This window comes from Burkholderia reimsis, assembly GCF_003294055.1.
In the GTDB taxonomy this organism is placed as follows: Bacteria; Pseudomonadota; Gammaproteobacteria; order Burkholderiales; family Burkholderiaceae; genus Burkholderia; species Burkholderia cepacia.
On the sequence record NZ_QMFZ01000058.1, the window covers coordinates 1 to 16,404 of the forward strand.

At 65.6% G+C, this 16,404-nt stretch carries 18 protein-coding genes; 7 read left to right on the forward strand and 11 right to left on the reverse strand.

Features of this window, described 5'->3' with window-relative positions; translation table 11 throughout:
- The 3 genes from DPV79_RS38080 to DPV79_RS38090 form a co-directional block, all read left to right on the forward strand.
- Positions 1–419 (forward strand): LysR substrate-binding domain-containing protein (locus tag DPV79_RS38080; RefSeq protein ID WP_244321876.1); only part of this gene is annotated, 419 nt, incomplete at its 5' end.
- Positions 420–534: 115 nt separating this feature from the next.
- Complete coding sequence (locus tag DPV79_RS38085; RefSeq protein WP_113047831.1) at positions 535–744, forward strand: hypothetical protein; 210 nt, start codon at positions 535–537, stop codon at positions 742–744.
- Complete coding sequence (locus DPV79_RS38090) at positions 744–1,124, forward strand: type II toxin-antitoxin system VapC family toxin (RefSeq protein ID WP_113047843.1); 381 nt, start codon at positions 744–746, stop codon at positions 1,122–1,124. The genes DPV79_RS38085 and DPV79_RS38090 overlap by 1 nt, the downstream gene beginning before the upstream one ends.
- 56 nt (positions 1,125–1,180) lie before the next feature.
- Here DPV79_RS38090 and dapA read toward each other — a convergent pair whose 3' ends face one another.
- The gene (dapA, locus tag DPV79_RS38095; RefSeq protein WP_021157427.1) at positions 1,181–2,074 is read right to left on the reverse strand and encodes a 4-hydroxy-tetrahydrodipicolinate synthase; all 894 of its coding nucleotides are present in this window, start codon (positions 2,072–2,074) and stop codon (positions 1,181–1,183) included.
- 139 nt (positions 2,075–2,213) lie between these two features.
- Positions 2,214–2,363 (reverse strand): hypothetical protein, encoded by a 150-nt coding sequence (locus DPV79_RS43135; RefSeq protein WP_196486191.1) that lies wholly within the window; start codon positions 2,361–2,363, stop codon positions 2,214–2,216.
- A gap of 162 nt (positions 2,364–2,525) precedes the next feature.
- On the opposite strand from DPV79_RS43135, the gene DPV79_RS38105 reads away from it, so the two are divergent.
- Entirely contained in the window at positions 2,526–3,545 is a 1,020-nt protein-coding gene (locus tag DPV79_RS38105; protein WP_048026803.1) for a sulfate ABC transporter substrate-binding protein, read from the forward strand.
- A gap of 178 nt (positions 3,546–3,723) precedes the next feature.
- On the forward strand, positions 3,724–4,686 hold the full coding sequence (locus DPV79_RS38110) for an ion channel (protein ID WP_021157424.1): 963 nt from the start codon (positions 3,724–3,726) through the stop codon (positions 4,684–4,686).
- A 43-nt stretch (positions 4,687–4,729) separates the two neighbouring features.
- Here DPV79_RS38110 and DPV79_RS38115 read toward each other — a convergent pair whose 3' ends face one another.
- Positions 4,730–5,344: a glutathione S-transferase family protein gene (locus DPV79_RS38115; protein ID WP_027788983.1), complete on the reverse strand. Its 615-nt coding sequence runs from the start codon at positions 5,342–5,344 to the stop codon at positions 4,730–4,732.
- Between the two features lie 348 nt (positions 5,345–5,692).
- On the opposite strand from DPV79_RS38115, the gene DPV79_RS38120 reads away from it, so the two are divergent.
- Positions 5,693–6,250: a sugar O-acetyltransferase gene (locus DPV79_RS38120; protein WP_113047832.1), complete on the forward strand. Its 558-nt coding sequence runs from the start codon at positions 5,693–5,695 to the stop codon at positions 6,248–6,250.
- Positions 6,251–6,985: 735 nt separating this feature from the next.
- Here the strand turns inward: DPV79_RS38120 and DPV79_RS38125 are convergent.
- From DPV79_RS38125 to DPV79_RS38155, 7 genes are all read right to left on the reverse strand, one after another.
- Positions 6,986–7,615 carry a shikimate kinase gene (locus tag DPV79_RS38125; RefSeq protein ID WP_113047833.1) on the reverse strand — a complete coding sequence of 210 codons (630 nt, stop codon included), beginning with the start codon at positions 7,613–7,615 and terminating at the stop codon, positions 6,986–6,988.
- Between the two features lie 151 nt (positions 7,616–7,766).
- The gene (locus tag DPV79_RS38130) at positions 7,767–8,183 is read right to left on the reverse strand and encodes an acyl-CoA thioesterase (RefSeq protein ID WP_081073691.1); all 417 of its coding nucleotides are present in this window, start codon (positions 8,181–8,183) and stop codon (positions 7,767–7,769) included.
- 42 nt (positions 8,184–8,225) lie between these two features.
- Positions 8,226–9,002, reverse strand: coding sequence for an enoyl-CoA hydratase-related protein (locus DPV79_RS38135; RefSeq protein WP_060062593.1), 777 nt, complete (start codon positions 9,000–9,002; stop codon positions 8,226–8,228).
- A 37-nt stretch (positions 9,003–9,039) separates the two neighbouring features.
- Positions 9,040–10,233 carry an acyl-CoA dehydrogenase family protein gene (locus DPV79_RS38140; protein ID WP_113047834.1) on the reverse strand — a complete coding sequence of 398 codons (1,194 nt, stop codon included), beginning with the start codon at positions 10,231–10,233 and terminating at the stop codon, positions 9,040–9,042.
- A 96-nt stretch (positions 10,234–10,329) separates the two neighbouring features.
- On the reverse strand, positions 10,330–10,986 hold the full coding sequence (locus DPV79_RS38145) for a hypothetical protein (RefSeq protein WP_133295767.1): 657 nt from the start codon (positions 10,984–10,986) through the stop codon (positions 10,330–10,332).
- Positions 10,987–11,099: 113 nt separating this feature from the next.
- Positions 11,100–12,293 carry a prephenate dehydratase gene (gene pheA / locus DPV79_RS38150; protein ID WP_165843618.1) on the reverse strand — a complete coding sequence of 398 codons (1,194 nt, stop codon included), beginning with the start codon at positions 12,291–12,293 and terminating at the stop codon, positions 11,100–11,102.
- A gap of 55 nt (positions 12,294–12,348) precedes the next feature.
- Positions 12,349–13,452 carry a 3-deoxy-7-phosphoheptulonate synthase gene (locus DPV79_RS38155; RefSeq protein ID WP_425267374.1) on the reverse strand — a complete coding sequence of 368 codons (1,104 nt, stop codon included), beginning with the start codon at positions 13,450–13,452 and terminating at the stop codon, positions 12,349–12,351.
- Positions 13,453–14,049: 597 nt separating this feature from the next.
- Between DPV79_RS38155 and DPV79_RS38160 the strand changes: the two genes are divergently transcribed.
- The gene (locus DPV79_RS38160) at positions 14,050–14,913 is read left to right on the forward strand and encodes a LysR family transcriptional regulator (RefSeq protein WP_113047837.1); all 864 of its coding nucleotides are present in this window, start codon (positions 14,050–14,052) and stop codon (positions 14,911–14,913) included.
- 38 nt (positions 14,914–14,951) lie between these two features.
- On the opposite strand, the gene DPV79_RS38165 is transcribed toward DPV79_RS38160, so the two are convergent.
- Positions 14,952–16,376, reverse strand: coding sequence for an MFS transporter (locus tag DPV79_RS38165; RefSeq protein WP_113047838.1), 1,425 nt, complete (start codon positions 16,374–16,376; stop codon positions 14,952–14,954).
- Positions 16,377–16,404 lie beyond the last annotated feature (28 nt).

The following is a 16,404-nucleotide window of genomic DNA, read 5'->3' on the forward strand; positions in this document are numbered from 1 at the left end:
GGGCCGACGAAGGGGCGCAAGTCGGGGCGGCTGCCGTGCACGCCTCGGCGGGCGGCCGTGCCGCGGGCGAGGCGCTGCCGCTCGTCGTGTTCGACCGGCCGTGCCGGTTCTTCGGCGCCGCGACCGATGCGCTCGACCGCGCGGGCGTGCCGTGGCGCGTTGCATTCACCACGCCGAGTCTCGCCGGGTTATGGGCCGCGGCGGCGGCCGGCCTCGGGCTGACGGTGCGTTCGCATTACGGACTGCCCGCGTCGGTGCGCGTGCTCGATGCGGCTTCGCTCGGATTGCCGGCGTTGCCGAGCCTGCCGTTGATCCTGCTGCGGCGCACGTCGTCGGCGACGCCGACCGTCGACCGGCTCGCGTGGATCGTGACGCAGGCGGTGCGGGATGCGACGGAGGGGGCGGCGCTGGCGGCGTGACGAAACGTTCGGTTGCCGCCGCGGGTTGCGGTTCGGCCGTCCCTCTGCCGATTGGCCGAATGGATCGATCGGGTGAACCTGACTACAGTGATGATCACTTGAAACGGAGGTCATCATGCAAAACGCGAATACGCCCGGCGCCGGTGCGGTCGATCCGGCCCAACGGGCAGATACCACGATCCGCGGCGACGGGGCGTCAGCCGATCGCCCCGCGTCTGCCAATCCGCCCGTTCGGTTCGGTGTCCTGCAAGGGCAGGCCCGGATCGCGGACGATTTCGATGCGCCGCTGCCCGATTACCTGCTGGATGCGTTCGAAGGGTGCTGATGCGGCTGTTGCTCGATACGCACGTCTTTTTGTGGATCGTGACCGGTGACCCCAAGCTCAGCGCACGGGCGCGCCGACTGATTTCGGCCGCCGACGAGCGTTTCGTCAGCAGCGCGAGTATCTGGGAGGCCGCCATCAAGGCCGGCTTGGGGAAGCTCGATATCGACGTCGGCAAGCTGATCCGCGCAATCGGCTCGAGCGGGATTCGCGAGCTACCGGTTCGTGCCGTGCATGGTGCGGCAGTGCGTGATTTGCCGCACCACCATCGCGATCCGTTCGATCGCTTGCTGGTCGCGCAGGCACGGCTCGAGCCGCTTCAGCTCGTGACGGCCGATACCCATCTTGCACGGTACGGCCTGTCTCTCGTTCTGACAGTTTGAAGCAATTTGTCGGCACGAAAGCCGTCGGTCGCCGGCGCCTCACGAGGCGTCGCGGGTCATGCCGCTGCGGCGTCCGGTGCGGTTTCGTCCAGTTCCGCGCAGAGCGCGGCCAGCCGCTCCCGCAACCCTTCGCTCGCCGGCACGAACGGCAGCCGCAACCCGTCCTCGCACCACCCTTGCGCGGCCAGCACGGCCTTCACCGGTGCCGGATTCGGCTCCGCGAACAGCGCAGCGACGAGGGGCTGCAACGCGACCGACAGGCGCCGCGCATCGGCGAGCCGGCCGTCGCGCAGCAGCGCATGGATGCGCACATGCCATTCGGGCAGCACGTGCGCGCTGCTCGCGATCGCGCCGTGCGCACCGGCGCACATCGCCGCGAAGTTCTGGTTGTCGTCGCCGGACAGGATCGCGAGCGGCGTGTCGTGCACGAGCCGGTTCATCCGGTCGAGCGTGCCGCCGCATTCCTTGATGCCCGCGACGCGCGGGTCGCGTGCAAGCGCCTGCAGCGTGTCCAGTTCGACGTTCACGCCGGTGCGGTACGGGATGTTGTAGACGAGCACCGGCAGGTCGGCCGCGTCGACGATCGCCTCGACGTGGCGGCGGATGCCGTCCTGCGTCGGCCGCACGTACACGGGCGGCGTGACGAGCAGCCCGTCGGGCCGCAATGTCGCGAGTTCGCGCGCACGCGCGGCCGCGAAATGCGTCGCGCTCGCGGTCAGCCCGACGACGATCGGCAGTCCGGGCGCCGCGTCGCGCAGCGTCGCGAACACGGCGTCCTGTTCGCGTGCGTCGAGCAGCACGCCTTCACCCGTCGTCGCGCCCGCGACGAAGCCCGCGATGCCCGCGCCCGCATAGTGGCGCGCGAGTCGCGCGAGCGCGGCATGGTCGACTTCGCCGTGGTGGAACGGCGTGATGATCGGCAGCCAGATACCTTCGAAACGTGTGTTCATGCAAAGCCTCATGGTGGAAACGGAGTGGGAAGGAACCGTTCCGCCGGCGGAGGGCCGGAGCGAGGCATGCGTGCAAGGAGAATGAAACGACCCGCGGGCATCCCGTCCGGCATTCGCCTGACGGGACGCGACGTCCCCGTCAGTCGAGGAGTCGTTTTTTCAGTTTCAGCCCGGCCGCGCGCGCACCTGCCGCGACGGCGGCGAGGATCGGAAGCGAGCGCAGGGAAGCGGACATGGAGGAACCGTGAATGGGCTGAGCGGCGATCTTAACACCGGAATCGATGCGCACGCGAGTGTCTGCCGCCGTTTAGCAGGAATCGAGATTTGCTTTCCACGACTGATTGGAAAGCGCGCTGCGCCCGGCCGCTAGAATGCCCGCTTACGTTTCGATGACAGCGCGTACGCGTGCCGTCACGCACATTCACCACCACTGGAAACGGGGCATATCACGATGGCAAGCATGAAGGGGATCGGCCGCTGGCTGCACACGGGTGCGGCGGCGGCGCTGGTCGTGGCGGCGTCGGCCGCGCACGCGGACACGTCGATCCTGAACGTGTCGTACGACGTGACGCGCGAGCTGTACAAGGACATCAACACGGGCTTTGCCGCCGCGTACAAGCAGAAGACCGGCGAGACGGTCGCGATCAAGCAGTCGCACGGCGCGTCGAGCGCGCAGGCGCTGTCGGTGCTGCAGGGGCTGCAGGCCGACGTCGTGACGATGAACCAGCCGAACGACATCGACCTGCTCGCCGAGCGCGGCCAGTTGCTGCCGAAGGACTGGCGTGCGCGTTTCCCGGACAACAGCTCGCCGTACTCGACCACGATGGTGTTCCTGGTGCGCAAGGGCAACCCGAAGGCGATCAAGGACTGGAGCGATCTCGCGAAGCCGGGTGTCCAGGTGATCATCGCGAACCCGAAGACGTCGGGCAACGGTCGATATGCGTATCTCGCCGCATGGGGCTTCCAGAAGCAGAAGGGCGCGACCGACCAGCAGGCGATCGACTTCGAGAAGGCGATCTTCCGCAACGTGCCGGTGCTCGACTCCGGCGGCCGGGGCGCGACGACGACGTTCACGCAGCGCGGCATCGGCGACGTGCTGGTCACGTTCGAGAACGAAGTCGCGCTGATGGACACCGGTGCGTCGGGCGCGCAGTTCGACGCCGTGTATCCGTCGGCGAGCATCCTCGCGGAGCCGCCCGTCGCCGTCGTCGACAAGGTCGTCGACAAGAAGGGCACGCGCAAGGTCGCGCAGGCGTATCTCGACTACCTGTACACGCCGGAAGCGCAGGAGATCATCGCGCAGCACCATCTGCGCCCGCGCGACGCGAACGTGCTGAAGAAGCATGCTGCCGAGTTCAAGCCGCTGAAGACGTTCAGCGTCGAGCAGGTCTTCGGCAGCTGGGCGAACGCGCAGAAGACGCATTTCGCGGACGGCGGCACGTTCGACCAGGTGATCGTCGACCGGAAGTGAGCGCCGCGCACACCGCGCGCCTGTCTGCACGCTGACGACGCAGCCGGCCGCTTCCGCGGCCGGCTTTTTTGTGCCTGGCGGCCGGCGGCGCGGCGGACGTCCATTCCGAACCGGCACGCATACCCGGCCGCGGCCGCGCGTGCTACGCTCATCGCCTTCCTGCTTCCGGCCCCGCGCGATGAATGTCGATTCGTCCTCCCCAGCCTCCCGCGGCCGTGGCCGCAAGATCTGGTCGGGCACACGCCCGGTCATCGCGTACGGGATGCCGCCGCTCGGCTGGCGCGACCTCTATCACCGCGCGCTGACGGTGAGCTGGCCCGTTTTCTTCCTGTCGCTCGCCGTGCTGTTCCTGCTGCTCAACGGCGGCTTTGCAACGCTCTACCTGCTCGGCCACGCGTCGATCGCGAACCAGTCGCCGCCCGGGTTCGGCGGCGCATTCTTCTTCAGCGTCGAGACGCTCGCGACCGTCGGCTACGGCGACATGCATCCGCAGACCGTCTATGCGCACCTGGTCGCGACGTTCGAGATCTTCATCGGGATGTCGGGCATCGCGCTGGCCACGGGGCTCGTGTTCGCGCGGTTTTCGCGGCCGCAGGCGAAGATCCTGTTCGCGCGCTACGCGATCGTCCGGCCGCTGAACGGCAGGATGACGCTGATGGTGCGCGCCGCGAACGCGCGCCAGAACGTGATTGCCGAGGCGCAGGCGAAATTGCGGCTGATGCGGATCGAGGGTACGCACGAGGGCTACACGCTGCGCAAGATCCACGACCTGCCGCTCGTGCGCAGCGAGCACCCGATTTTCCTGCTCGGCTGGAACCTGATGCACGTGATCGACGAATCGAGCGCGCTGTTCGGCGAGACGCCCGAATCGCTCGCCGCGCGCGACGCGTCGTTGCTGATCACGATCGAAGGCTCGGACGAGACGACCGCGCAGGTGATGCAGGCGCGTCACACGTGGGTGCATGGCGACATCCGCTGGCGTCACCGCTATGTCGACCTGATGCACGACGAAGACGGCATCACGCACATCGACTACACGCATTTTCATGAAGTCGTGCCGGTCGACACCGATACCGACGAGCGCGGCTCGCCGGGCGCGGTGGTCGATGCCGACACAGCGGCGCCGGGCCCGGCCGCGTAGGTACGCGCGCGGGCGGCTGGCGGCACCGCCCGCGCGCTACGCGTCACGCATGCAGCAGGCGCGCCGCTTCGCGCTGTTCGATCGCGACCGCGCGGCGGAATGCGTCGCGGTCCTCGGCGCGCGCGACGTAGTCGCCGAGCACGCCTTCGTGCGGCAGCAGATGCGCGTCGAATGCGATCTTCAGCGTGCTGGCGAGCAGCAGGTCGGCCGCGGTGAAGCGGTCGCCGACGAGCCATGGATGATGGGCGAGCGCTTGCGCGAGTGCGCGTTGCACGCGCGTGATGTTGCCCCAGCCGAATGCGACCGGATTGCCCGACGCGCCGGTGAATTTTTCGGCCATCGCCGGTTCGAGGCAGGTCGGCGTGAAGAACATCCATTGGAGAAAGCGGCCGCGCAGCGGATCGTCGGGCGCGATGCCGAGCCCGGCACCCGGGCAGCGGTCGGCAAGATAGAGCAGCACGGCGCCCGATTCGGCGAACGGCACGCTGCCGTCGTCGAGCGCGGGCAGCTTGGCCATCGGGTTGACCTGCACGAACGCGTCGCTGCCCTGTTCGTGCGAGCGCAGGTCGATCGGCACGAGTTCGTACACCACGCCGAGTTCCTCGAGCATCCACAATGCCCGGAATGCCCGGGTCTTCGGCCAGTAGTAGAGCTTCATCGCGCCTCCGTGATTGGGTGCAGCTGTCGATCCGGTGGATGCTCAAGCGTACCCGAGCGCAAGAGGTTCGGACAGGGGCGCCCGGCGAGGGGCGCCTATCGGCGAGTGATGGCCGGACGCGCGGCGTTTCGAGTAGAAAGCCGGGCAGAGTCCCATGGGACAAGGAGGTACATGAATAACTAGTCATATTGATACTAGTTATGAACAGGGTGAAAAGTTCCGGCGCAAGCCGGCGTCACTTGCCCGGCATCGCGGCGCCCGCAGTGGCCCCGCGCACGGCAAGACTCACATCCGGCCGCGTTCGCCGACGCATCGCGAAACACGGAAATCACGGGAGACAACTCACGCATGGCAAACGACGGTCGCACCACGATCATTCCACGCAGAACACCGGAATCGGCGGCGATGGTGGCCGAGGTCAAACGCGCGATGGCGATCACCGCGCGGATCAACCGCCTGACGTTCGACGATGCAGGCGAGGTTCGCGCATTGTTCGGCGAACTGATCGGCACGCAGGTGGACGACGGCTTCGTGCTGATCCCGCCGTTTCATGCGACGGGCGGCACCGGCATGAAGCTCGGGCGCAACGTGTTCGTCAACCAGAACTGCACGTTCTACGACCTGGGCGGACTCGAGATCGGCGACGACGTGATGATCGGGCCGAACGTCAGCCTGATCACGTCCGGCCATCCGGTCGAGCCTTCGCGGCGGCGCGATTTCGTCGTCGCGAAGCCGATCGTGATCGAACGCAACGTATGGATCGGCGCCGGCGCGACGATCATCGGCGGCGTGACCGTGGGCGAGAACTCGGTGGTTGCGGCGGGGGCCGTCGTCACGCGGGATGTTGCGCCGAATGTGCTGGTCGGCGGTAATCCGGCAGCGGTCATCCGGTCGATTGCCGAGTAACGCCGCGCGGGGCGCGAGCCGATTGGACGCAGCCGAGCCGGACGAATGTGGATAACCCACCCCGAGGCAACTCGAAACGCTGTGCATTTGAAGGGTGAGGGTGCCGCCGAGGACGACGGGGCAAGGTTTCCCGACCATCGGCCGGTTTCCGCGCGCCGCCTCGCCGATGACGAATGAAGGACGCTTCGCACAGCCGGTTGTGGATATCACCACGGCAAAACGACTCGACAGGCTGTGCAGATCATCGGTGAGGATGACCCGATGCGGCGGATCGCGGAATCCGGGGTGTGGATAACCGACCGCTCGCACGACGCGAAATGCTGTGAATTTCCAGGGTGAGCGAGCGTGCCCGATCAAGTGCATTCCGTCCCGGCGGCGATGTGGATATCCTGCCCGGAAACGACTCGTCACGCTGTGCATTTCACAGGTGAGGACCGGCGAGTGTGTCGGGTTGCAGCGTCGCGATTGTGGATAACATACCTCCGACAGGGATCGAAATGCTGTGCAATCCAACGGTGAGAGTGAGCGCGCGATGGAGGTCGCGCACGCGCCACCTTGTGGATATTCCCCACCCGAAGGCACTCGAAACGCTGTGAATTCCAAGGGTGAGGGTGAACACCCGATCGGACAGGTTGCGTCGCCGATTCCGATGAGCATACCGGCGCGGGGGCACTCGAAAGGCTGTGCATTCTAACGGTGAGCGTCCGAGTAGGCGAGCGTTGATCGTGCGCGGCTTCAGTGCGACGAGTCCGGATCATGCACATCGACCGACCGGAGCGCGCGGGCCAGTTGCATCGCGATCGCCGGGACTGACCGGGCGGTCGTGTCGACCGTGAGGTCGGCGCAGGCCTCGTAGAGCGCTTGTCGCTGCAGCAGCAGGCTTCGTAGCGTCGCGATCGGATCGTCGGTCTGCAATAGCGGGCGCGACGGGTCGTGCCGTGTCCTGGCATGGATCTCTTCGACGGTTGCCGTCAGATGTACGACGGTGAAGCGGCGTTTCAGTGTCGAACGGGTGCGCGCGCACAGCACGGCGCCGCCGCCGGTCGACAGGACGACTTCGGGGCGGCGGGCGATTTCCTCGATGATGTTCGATTCCCGGTCACGAAAGACCCGCTCGCCGTCGCGCGCGAAGCATTCCCGGATCGGGTAGCCCAGCCGGGCTTCGAGCAATGCGTCGGCATCGACGAAGTCGATCGACAGGTGTTGCGCGAGGTGTCGCCCCACAGTCGTCTTGCCGGTGCCCATCAGTCCGACGAGACAGATCCGGCGACCGCTTTCGCGGATCGTCTCCGGACCGTCCAGATGGCTTGGCCCTGCGGTGTCCCTGGCGGACACGTCGTCGTGCTGTCGATGAGCGTGGGACATGTTCAGGCCCTGTCGAGTAATGCCGCGCGGCTCCGGGGCGTTGCGTCGACGACGGAGATCGCGCCCGCGTGGCAAGGTGCCGGATCGTCTGACGGACGCCAACTGGCGCACCGACAGACAGGCCGGTGGAATGGGCGGCAACGACTGCAGACTACAGACTGCCCTGATAAGCGAGCACGCTCGCCTTCAGATCGTCCGGCAGCAGGATCGACGCGTTGGTCGCATAGTCGAACGTGACGTGGGTTGACAGGCCGCGTGCGACAAGATGGTCCTCGTTGTCCCGGCGCGCCAGCAGATACTCGATGTCGAAACTCCGCGTACCGAACCGGATGACGCTGGCGCGCAGGTTCAGCACCTCGCCGAGCCGCACCTGATCGAGGTACTCGCATACCGTCTTCACGGTGATCTGCGAGATGCGTTCGCTGAACGGCGCGTCGAGCAATCCGTACATGAATTTCACGTACGCGTCTTGCAGGTACTGGTAATAGACCGCGTTGCTGACGTGCCCCATGTAGTCGATATCCGAATAGCGGACGATGATCTGTTGAGTGAAGTGACGTTTCGGCATGGTGATCGGGAGGCTCCTCTTGAAAGTGAAATGGCGCGTGCGTCACGCGTGCCGGAATACGGGGGGGCGCTTCGCGAGAAATGCGGCCATGCCTTCGCGCCTGTCCTCGAACGCAAAGGTCGCGTAGAACAGGCGTTTCTCGAGATCGAGCCCGGCGGACAAAGGCATCTCGGCGGTGCGATTGATGGCTTCCTTCAACAGGATCAGTGCAGGAAGCGAGTAGGCCGCAATCTCCTGGGCGTACGCGATCGCGTGCGTGACGACGTCGGCGTCGGCGACTACCTGCGTGACGAGGCCTGCGTCGTGCGCCTCTCGTGCGGTGACGACGCGGGCGCGGAGGCACCAGTCCATCGCGCGCATCCGGCCGATCCAGCGAGGCAGGCGTTGCGTGCCGCCGAGCCCGGGGATCGTGCCGAGCGCCAGTTCCGGCTGCCCGAAGCGGGCGGATTCGCCCGCGATGATTGCATCGCAGGCCTGCGCGAGTTCGCACCCGCCTCCGGTCGCATAGCCCGTCACCGCGGCGACGACGGGCTTGCGCACGCGCCCGACGCATTCCCAGGCTCCGGTGAGAAAGCGTTCGCGAATCACGTCCGACGCGCTGCGCTCGACCATGGCGGCGACGTCCGCGCCGGCCGCGAAGAACTTCGGATGCCCCGAAATGACGATCACGCTGACTTCGTCGTCGCCATCGAGGTGCGCCAGGTGGGCGGACAGCGCCGCCATCAGTTCAACATTGAGTACGTTCGCCTTCTTGGGCCGGTTGAGTTGCAGATGGGCAACCCGACCGATCCGTTCCGCGACGACGAGCATCTCCTCCATGTGGTGCATGTTCATCTCCGGTGTAGATGGATCGGGCTCAGTTCGCGAACGCGCTCAGCCCGGTGATCGCCTTGCCCAGCACGAGCGCGTGGATGTCGTGCGTGCCCTCGTATGTATTGACGACTTCGAGATTCAGCAGGTGGCGTATCACGCAGTACTCGTCGGAGATACCGTTGCCGCCGAGCATGTCGCGCGCAACACGGGCAATGTCCAGCGCCTTGCCGCACGAGTTGCGCTTCAGGATCGACGTCAGCTCGACGCTCGCGATGCCGTCGTCGGTCATTCGACCGAAGCGAAGGCAGCCGAGCATCCCGAGCGAGATTTCGGTCAGCATGTCGGCGAACTTCTTCTGGATCAGCTGGTTTGCGGCCAGGGGCCTGCCGAACTGATTGCGGGCGAGCGTGTAATCGCGAGCGGTTTCGTAGCAGGCGGCCGCGGCGCCGAGCGCGCCCCACGAGATCCCGTAGCGTGCGGAATTCAGGCAACTGAAGAGATCGGACAGGCGCTTCACGCCCGGCAACACCTGGGAATCCGGGATCATCACGTCGTCCAGCACGATTTTCCCCGTCGTCGACGCACGCAATGCCATCTTGCCCTCGATGACTGGCGTCGACAGTCCGGCGGCATTTCGTTCGACGATGAAGCCGAGCACGTTGCCGTCCTCCGCCTTCGCCCAGACGATCAGTACATCCGCGATGGGCGCGTTCGTGATCCAGTTCTTCTCGCCGCTCAGGCGATAGCCGCCGGGTACTTTGGTGGCACGTGTCTGCATCGCGGCGGGATCGGAGCCGAGGTTCGCTTCGGTCATGCCGAAGCAGCCCACCCATTCGCCGGACACGAGCTTCGGCAGGTAGCGTTCCCGCTGTGCATCGGTACCGAAATGCAGGATGGGGAAGATGACGAGCGATGCCTGGATCGTCAGCAGCGAGCGGTAACCTGAATCCACGCGTTCGACTTCATGCGATGCGATGCCGTAGCAGACGGCGTTGCGCGCTTCGCCGCCGTACTGGTCAGGCACCATGCAGCCGAACAGGCCATGCGCGCCCATTTCCCGAAAGATCGCCCGATCCTCATGCTCGTACCGGAACGCGCTGCGCACGCGCGGCGCGAGTACGCTTGTCGCGAACGTGCGCACGCGTTCGCGGTACGCATTTTCATCGTCGGACAGTTCCCGGGTGATCTGCAGCGGATCGAGCGGGTCGAATTTCAGTTTTGCCTTGGTCGTCGTCATGTCGTGGAGCCTTGGGTGGAGAGGTGAATCGGGAGAGGAAAGGAAACGGTTGCAAACGAAAGGAGCGTCCGTGTCGGCTTGTCCGCTTTCCGGGGACTAGAGGCGCCGCCATAGCGACGTGCCTGCACGCGTATAGGTCGCAATGCGGCAATGCGTGACCACGTTCGCCAATGCGTCGAGCAACGCCTTGACGGTGTCGAGATCGACGCCGGTGTCGCGTGACGGCAGGGCGGGCGGTATGCGCAGGTCGACCAGATTGCGCAGGTCGAGCACGGCGCCACCCAGCACATCGCGATGCGAGCCGATCGTTTCGGCTGCCAGCCGGGTATGCCGGAGCATGTGCATGCCGCTGGCGCCTTGTGAGCGCAGGTCGACCAGCAGGCGCCGGCCGTTGACCGGCAACGCCCCCTCGTCGTGGGTCGCGAGGCGTTTGGTCAGGCACTCGCCATCGGCGAGCGGCAGCGCCCAACCGAGGTCCTCCAGCGGGACGGACGGCCAGAGCGTGGCGATGACCGGTGTATCGGCCGGGATTCGCAGCGATGCGCCGCCGTCCCACAACCACCACGAGGACGGCATGCCGGCCTCGCGCGTGCCGGTGTGCTCGACAGCCAGCGAGAAGCCCGTGCGACGAACCCGGCGTCCAAGCGTTCGTTCGACTGTCTCGGGCAAGGTGCGCCGGCAATCCGCTGCGAGAAACGGCACGATTTCCAGATCGTCCTCGTACGCGGCGCGCAGTGCGTTCAGGCACTTCATCGTGTCGCGACGCACGAGCGTGTGCGGCGTGCATCGAAGCAGCACGATCAGGCGGTCGTCAAGTGACGTGAAGATCCGTTTGACGCGGTGCATTGCATGGTCGGGCGGCCGAATCATTGCGCGCGCTCCTCGTCGGTGGCTCGGGGGAGCGAGACGGAAGGCACAGCACACATGGCCGAGCGTGCATACGCGCCGAGCACGGCAAGCGTCGACGCCCGTTGCGTCATTTCCGCCAGCGCCTCGGCGACCGGCGCCTCGTGAGGAAAGCCGGAAAGCTCGAGATAGAAGCAGTACGTCCACGCGCCGTTGCCGAGCGGGCGCGTCTCGAGGAACTCGATCGAGACGCCGTGGGTTTGCAGGGGGGCAAGCAAACCGGCGAGACTGCCTGCGCGATGTTCGATCTCGACGCGTATCAGCGTCTTGCCGCTGCTCGTCGCGATGCGCGGCACGTCGCCGACGATCAGGAATCGCGTGCGATTCGATGGCTGGTCCTGAATCGCGCGAGACAGCACCTCGATGCCGTAGAGCCGGCCGGCCCGCTCGCCGGCGAGTGCCGCGTGCGTGGTGCTTTCGCTCGCTGCCTTCGCGGCGGCGGCATTGCTCGATACGGCGCGCCGCTCGACGCTCGGCAAGTGGCGGTCGAGCCAGTTCCGGCATTGCGCGAGCGCCTGCGGATGACCGAGCACGCAGTCGACCGTGCCAAGGTCACTCGCATGCGACAGAAGGCAGTGCACGATCGGCAGGATCACTTCCCCGCTTGCGGGCAGCCCGGTGCGGGCGAGCAGATCGAGCGTGTCCGCGATGCAGCCGTGTGCGGAATTCTCGAACGGTACGACCGCGGCAGGGGCCGCGCCCGACGCGACTGCGTCGAATGCGTCGTCGAGCGTCGCGCAACCGATGCGCAGGGCGGCGTCGCCGAAAAACGAGATCACCGCATCCTCGCTATAGGTTCCGTTCGGGCCGAGGAAGGCAATCGGTGCGCCCTGCTGAAGGCTCCGCGACGCGGAGAAGATCTCTCTCCAGATCTGGTCGACTTGTGCAGGGCGTAGCGGCCCGGCGTTGAGCCGCTTGAGTTCGTCGAGAATCCCTTGCTCTCGAGACGGTTGGGGAATCGTCAGCCCCGCGCGCCGTTTCGACAAACCGATCTGCTGAGCGTGTTCGCTGCGGCGATTGAGCAGACGGAGCAATTCGTGATCGATCGCGTTGATCGACCGGCGGTGCCGATCGACCTCGCGTTCATGGGGCGCGCTCGGCGCCTGCGTGAGGTTGTCCATGGAGCCGAAAGTGAGTGAGTCGAGTTTCGCCATGCGGGGTGCGTGCCCGATCCGACTGCCGGTCGAGGCAGGCGGTGGCGGCCGTCGGTCATGCGGTAGACGAAAGTGACGCCAGATCGGCGCGGGTACCGGCAACGAACTGCCGGCGAGCACGGACCGCGGCGGCGAGCCGCTCGAGCGTGGCGGTCGTGTCGCTCCAGCCGATGCACGCGTCGGTGATGCTCTGGCCATAGACGAGCGCCGTACCGGCGCCGAGTGGCTGGCTACCGGCGACGAGATTCGACTCGATCATGACGCCGGCGATGCTGGCGTCGCCGGTCACGATGCGCGCGGCAATCGATGCACATACAGGGAGCTGGTTCTCGTGCAACTTGCCGCTGTTGCCGTGGCTCGCATCGATGACGACACGTGGTGCGAGTCCGTTCGTGACGAGCAACTCGCAGGCTGCGGCCACGTTCTGCGCATCGTAGTTGGGCACCTTGCCGCCGCGAAGTACCAGATGACCATGGCCGTTTCCTTCCGTCGAGTACCGGACGAATCGGCCATCGCCGTCGACGCCGAGAAAGCGATGGCGGCTGCGAGCCGAGCGGATCGCGTCGATCGCGACCTTCAGGTTGCCGTCGGTGCCGTTCTTGAATCCGATCGGACACGCGAGCCCGGATGCCATTTCACGGTGGATCTGGGACTCCGTGGTGCGGGCGCCGATCGCGCCCCACGATACGAGGTCCGCGAGATAGTGCTGACTCAGGACGTCGACGAACTCGGTAGCGATCGGCACGCGCAGCGACGAGACGTCCAGCATCAACCGGCGCGCGATCCGCAGGCCGGCATCGACATCATGCGACTCGTCGAGGTGCGGATCGTTGATCAACCCTTTCCAGCCAAGACAGGTTCTCGGCTTCTCGAAATAGACGCGCATCACGATCTCCAGGTCGCGATGCAGCGTGCGCCGGACGTCGGACAGGCGCGCCGCATAGTCGAGCGCCGCGGCCGGCTCGTGCACCGAGCAGGGGCCGACGATCACCAGAAGCCGATCGTCGCTGCCATCCAGGATGCGTCGGATCGCAGCTTGAGATTCGTCGACGAATCGCATCTCGTCGCGCTCGACCGGCAACTCGCGCCGCAGGTGTGCCGGTGCGGGGACCAAAACGGGAGGATTGCGTTGCTCGTTCATGATTTCCTCGCAAATCATTAGCACTGCAAAATTGAAAGTCGTTTTCAAGGTCAAGGCGGACGGGGCCGTGCTACGTCAAGTCGCGCAAGGCAAGGTGACGCATTTGAAAATTTTTCTGCCAGATTAAATCAGTGTGTTTGGTAATTCAGCGTAATTAATGGCGAGTCGATCCGTCTCCGGCGATATTCGATGGAGTGTCATATGGAGTCGGAAAGCTTTTTGAATGCAATTAGTAAATAACTTTTGCATCAAAAACGGTTCTCCTCACCGTCCCGGGAATTTGCCGGGCAGCGGGATCACTGAATTCCGATTGCGGGACCCGGAGCGGCGGACCGGCTCGCGTCATCCCGCCGCGGTGGCCCCGTCATAGTGGCCGACGCGTCCGGTACGCGAAGCGCAAGTCCGCGCGGGCGGCCTATCCGGTTGAAAAGATGCACAAATGCGATGAAATCGATCGCTTGGTTACGCGGATGAAATTATTCACGTGGCCCTCTCGATAATATTCTTCACGAATCGCTATCATTTGCGGCGTGTTGACAGAATTATGGAGTTCCCTGAGTATGTGTTGAATATCGAAATAATTATATCAATCACAACAAATATGGATGATTGACCATGACCACGCTCGATGTTGATGCTGTTCGTGTATTTCTATTGGTTGCGGAATTGGAGAGTTTTACGAAGGCGGCGGATTTTCTCGATACGACTCAGGGTGTGGTGAGCGTGAAATTGAAACGCCTGGAGGAACGCCTGGGCTATCGGTTGCTCGATCGCACGCCGCGCAGCGTAAGATTGTCGCGAGAAGGGGATGCATTCGTCGAGCCTGCGCGCGAATTCGTCGCAGCGCATGACCGTGCGTTGCGCGGACCGGCACTGCCTCCCGCACGTCTGGCGCTCGGCGTGAGCCACAATCTCGTCGGCACGGAATTAACGGCATTGCTGTCGTCTCTTCACGTGTTCGATCCCGCGCTGACGGTCGAAGTGCGTGTCGACAATTCCCGCCGGCTGCTCGCCGAACTCGACAGCCGGAATCTCGACGCCGCTATCGTACGGCGCGTCGAGGGGCGCGACGACGGCTGCGTGATCGCCAACGAGCAGATCGGCTGGTATGCGTCGCCGAACCTGCATTTCGAACCGGGGACGCCGCTACGTCTCGCGTCGTTGCCGGCCACGTGCAGGGTACGCATGATGGCCGCTCGGGCGCTCGACGACGCGGGCATTCCGTGGCTCGAGGTCTTCGTGGGCGGAGGCGTGAATGCGGTCGCGGCCGCCGTATCCGCCGGCGTGGCCGTCGCCGCGCTGGCCAGGCCCGTCGCGCCGGCAGGATCCGTCGAGGTCGGCCCCCGATTCGGGTTGCCGCCGCTACCCGGCTCGGATGTCGTCTTGCACAGCGGCTCGCTCGGCGAGCGTGCGAGACATGCGCTTCGCGCAATCGCTGCGTCGTATGGCAGCAAGGACCGCGCGACGGACGCGGCGTGATTGCCCTTGCGGGACTGCGTCGTGTGCGCTGCGACGCATCAGATGCCGCGTACGGCGCTCGTCGCCCGCTCGCGACGCCACACCATCCATACGCTGACCAGGAATCCTGCAACGAGCGGAACCAGCATCCATTCGAGGCCGATGCGCATCGCGTGCGCGTGGGCCGCGGCACCACCACTCTCGCCGAGTGCGCCGAAGAAAGCACTGCCGATGGACGCGGCGGCGACCGCGGCGCCGATGTAGAGCATCGCGACTATCGCGCCCGCGGTCATGCCGGCATGGCGCGCGTCGACGTCCGCGAGCACGATCCGTTGCAGCGACGGCAGGGCCAATCCTTGCCCGGTTCCTGCAATCAGGAGACCGATGTAAAACGGCAGTTCAGGCGCGCCGTGTCCCAGTTGCGATGCGCACAGGCCGAAGCCACCGGCGAGGCAACCGAACCCGAGCGGCATCAGACCCTCTCCGATGCGGCGCGCGAGCCATGGTGTCGCGAGCGGTGCAAGCAGATAACCTGCGCCGTAGGGAGCGAGGCCGAGGCCCGATTGCAGCGGGGTCCAGCCGAGTCCTTCCTGCTGGTAGATGCCATAGGTCAGGAAGAACGCGGCGATGCTGTAGAACAGGAACGCAAGCAACAGGCCGATCGCCACGACCGGCTGGCTCAACACCGCGACGTCGACGAGCGGATCGCCGGACCGCCGCGCGATGCGGCGCTCGATCCGGATGAAGGCGACGAACGCGGGGACGCACAGGCCCAGACTCCAGAACGTCCACGCGGGCCAGTGCAATTCGCGGCCGACGGTCAGCGGATAGATGAGCAGCAGCAGCGCAATCGTCAGCGCGGTCATGCCCGGGATGTCGATGCGCGCGCCGCGCGCCGCGCGGCTCTCCGGCAGATACCGCCAGGTGCCGGCCAGGGCGAGCATGCCGATCGGCACGTTCACGAGAAATACGATGCGCCAGTCGAGCCCCCACGGACGCAGATCGATCAGCGCGCCGCCACCGATTTGCCCGGCCACCGATGCGAGCCCGAACACGAATCCGTAAATGCCCATCAGGCGCGCCTGCATGTGTGCGGGGAAGACGGTACGGATCGATGCGAGGACCTGCGGGGTGATCAGCGCTGCGCTGACGCCCTGTATGACCCGGCTCGCAACCAGCACCGTGCCGCTCGTCGCCATCCCGCACAGTGCCGATGCCAGGACGAAGGCTGCCATGCCGATCATGAAGATCCGCTTGCGTCCGTACAGGTCGCCGAGGCGCCCGCCGGTGATCAGGACGACCGCATACGCGAGCGCGTACGCGGAGACGGTGAACTGAATCTGCGCGTCGCTGGCTTTCAGGCCGACGTGGATCGACGGCAACGCCAGATTGACGATGAAGTAGTCCAGCGGTGGGAGGAACACGCCGGTGTAGAGCGACGCGAGCGCGAGGCGGCGGCGCAGGGGGGACGCTTCGGTAGTCATGCGCGTAACAGGGAAAGAAATGACATGG

Excerpts from the sequence above, each read along its gene's own strand:
- DPV79_RS38105 (WP_048026803.1), top strand. The coding sequence starts at position 2,526 with ATGGCAAGCATGAAGGGGATCGGCCGCTGGCTGCACACGGGTGCGGCG.
- pheA (WP_165843618.1), bottom strand. The coding sequence starts at position 12,293 with ATGGCGAAACTCGACTCACTCACTTTCGGCTCCATGGACAACCTCACG.
- DPV79_RS38125 (WP_113047833.1), bottom strand. The coding sequence starts at position 7,615 with ATGTCCCACGCTCATCGACAGCACGACGACGTGTCCGCCAGGGACACC.
- DPV79_RS38130 (WP_081073691.1), bottom strand. The coding sequence starts at position 8,183 with ATGCCGAAACGTCACTTCACTCAACAGATCATCGTCCGCTATTCGGAT.
- DPV79_RS38145 (WP_133295767.1), bottom strand. The coding sequence starts at position 10,986 with ATGAAGTGCCTGAACGCACTGCGCGCCGCGTACGAGGACGATCTGGAA.
- DPV79_RS38090 (WP_113047843.1), top strand. The coding sequence starts at position 744 with ATGCGGCTGTTGCTCGATACGCACGTCTTTTTGTGGATCGTGACCGGT.
- DPV79_RS38120 (WP_113047832.1), top strand. The coding sequence starts at position 5,693 with ATGGCAAACGACGGTCGCACCACGATCATTCCACGCAGAACACCGGAA.
- DPV79_RS38110 (WP_021157424.1), top strand. The coding sequence starts at position 3,724 with ATGAATGTCGATTCGTCCTCCCCAGCCTCCCGCGGCCGTGGCCGCAAG.
- DPV79_RS38135 (WP_060062593.1), bottom strand. The coding sequence starts at position 9,002 with ATGGAGGAGATGCTCGTCGTCGCGGAACGGATCGGTCGGGTTGCCCAT.
- DPV79_RS38155 (WP_425267374.1), bottom strand. The coding sequence starts at position 13,452 with ATGATTTGCGAGGAAATCATGAACGAGCAACGCAATCCTCCCGTTTTG.
- dapA (WP_021157427.1), bottom strand. The coding sequence starts at position 2,074 with ATGAACACACGTTTCGAAGGTATCTGGCTGCCGATCATCACGCCGTTC.
- DPV79_RS38115 (WP_027788983.1), bottom strand. The coding sequence starts at position 5,344 with ATGAAGCTCTACTACTGGCCGAAGACCCGGGCATTCCGGGCATTGTGG.
- DPV79_RS38160 (WP_113047837.1), top strand. The coding sequence starts at position 14,050 with ATGACCACGCTCGATGTTGATGCTGTTCGTGTATTTCTATTGGTTGCG.
- DPV79_RS38140 (WP_113047834.1), bottom strand. The coding sequence starts at position 10,233 with ATGACGACGACCAAGGCAAAACTGAAATTCGACCCGCTCGATCCGCTG.
- DPV79_RS38085 (WP_113047831.1), top strand. The coding sequence starts at position 535 with ATGCAAAACGCGAATACGCCCGGCGCCGGTGCGGTCGATCCGGCCCAA.
- DPV79_RS38165 (WP_113047838.1), bottom strand. The coding sequence starts at position 16,376 with ATGACTACCGAAGCGTCCCCCCTGCGCCGCCGCCTCGCGCTCGCGTCG.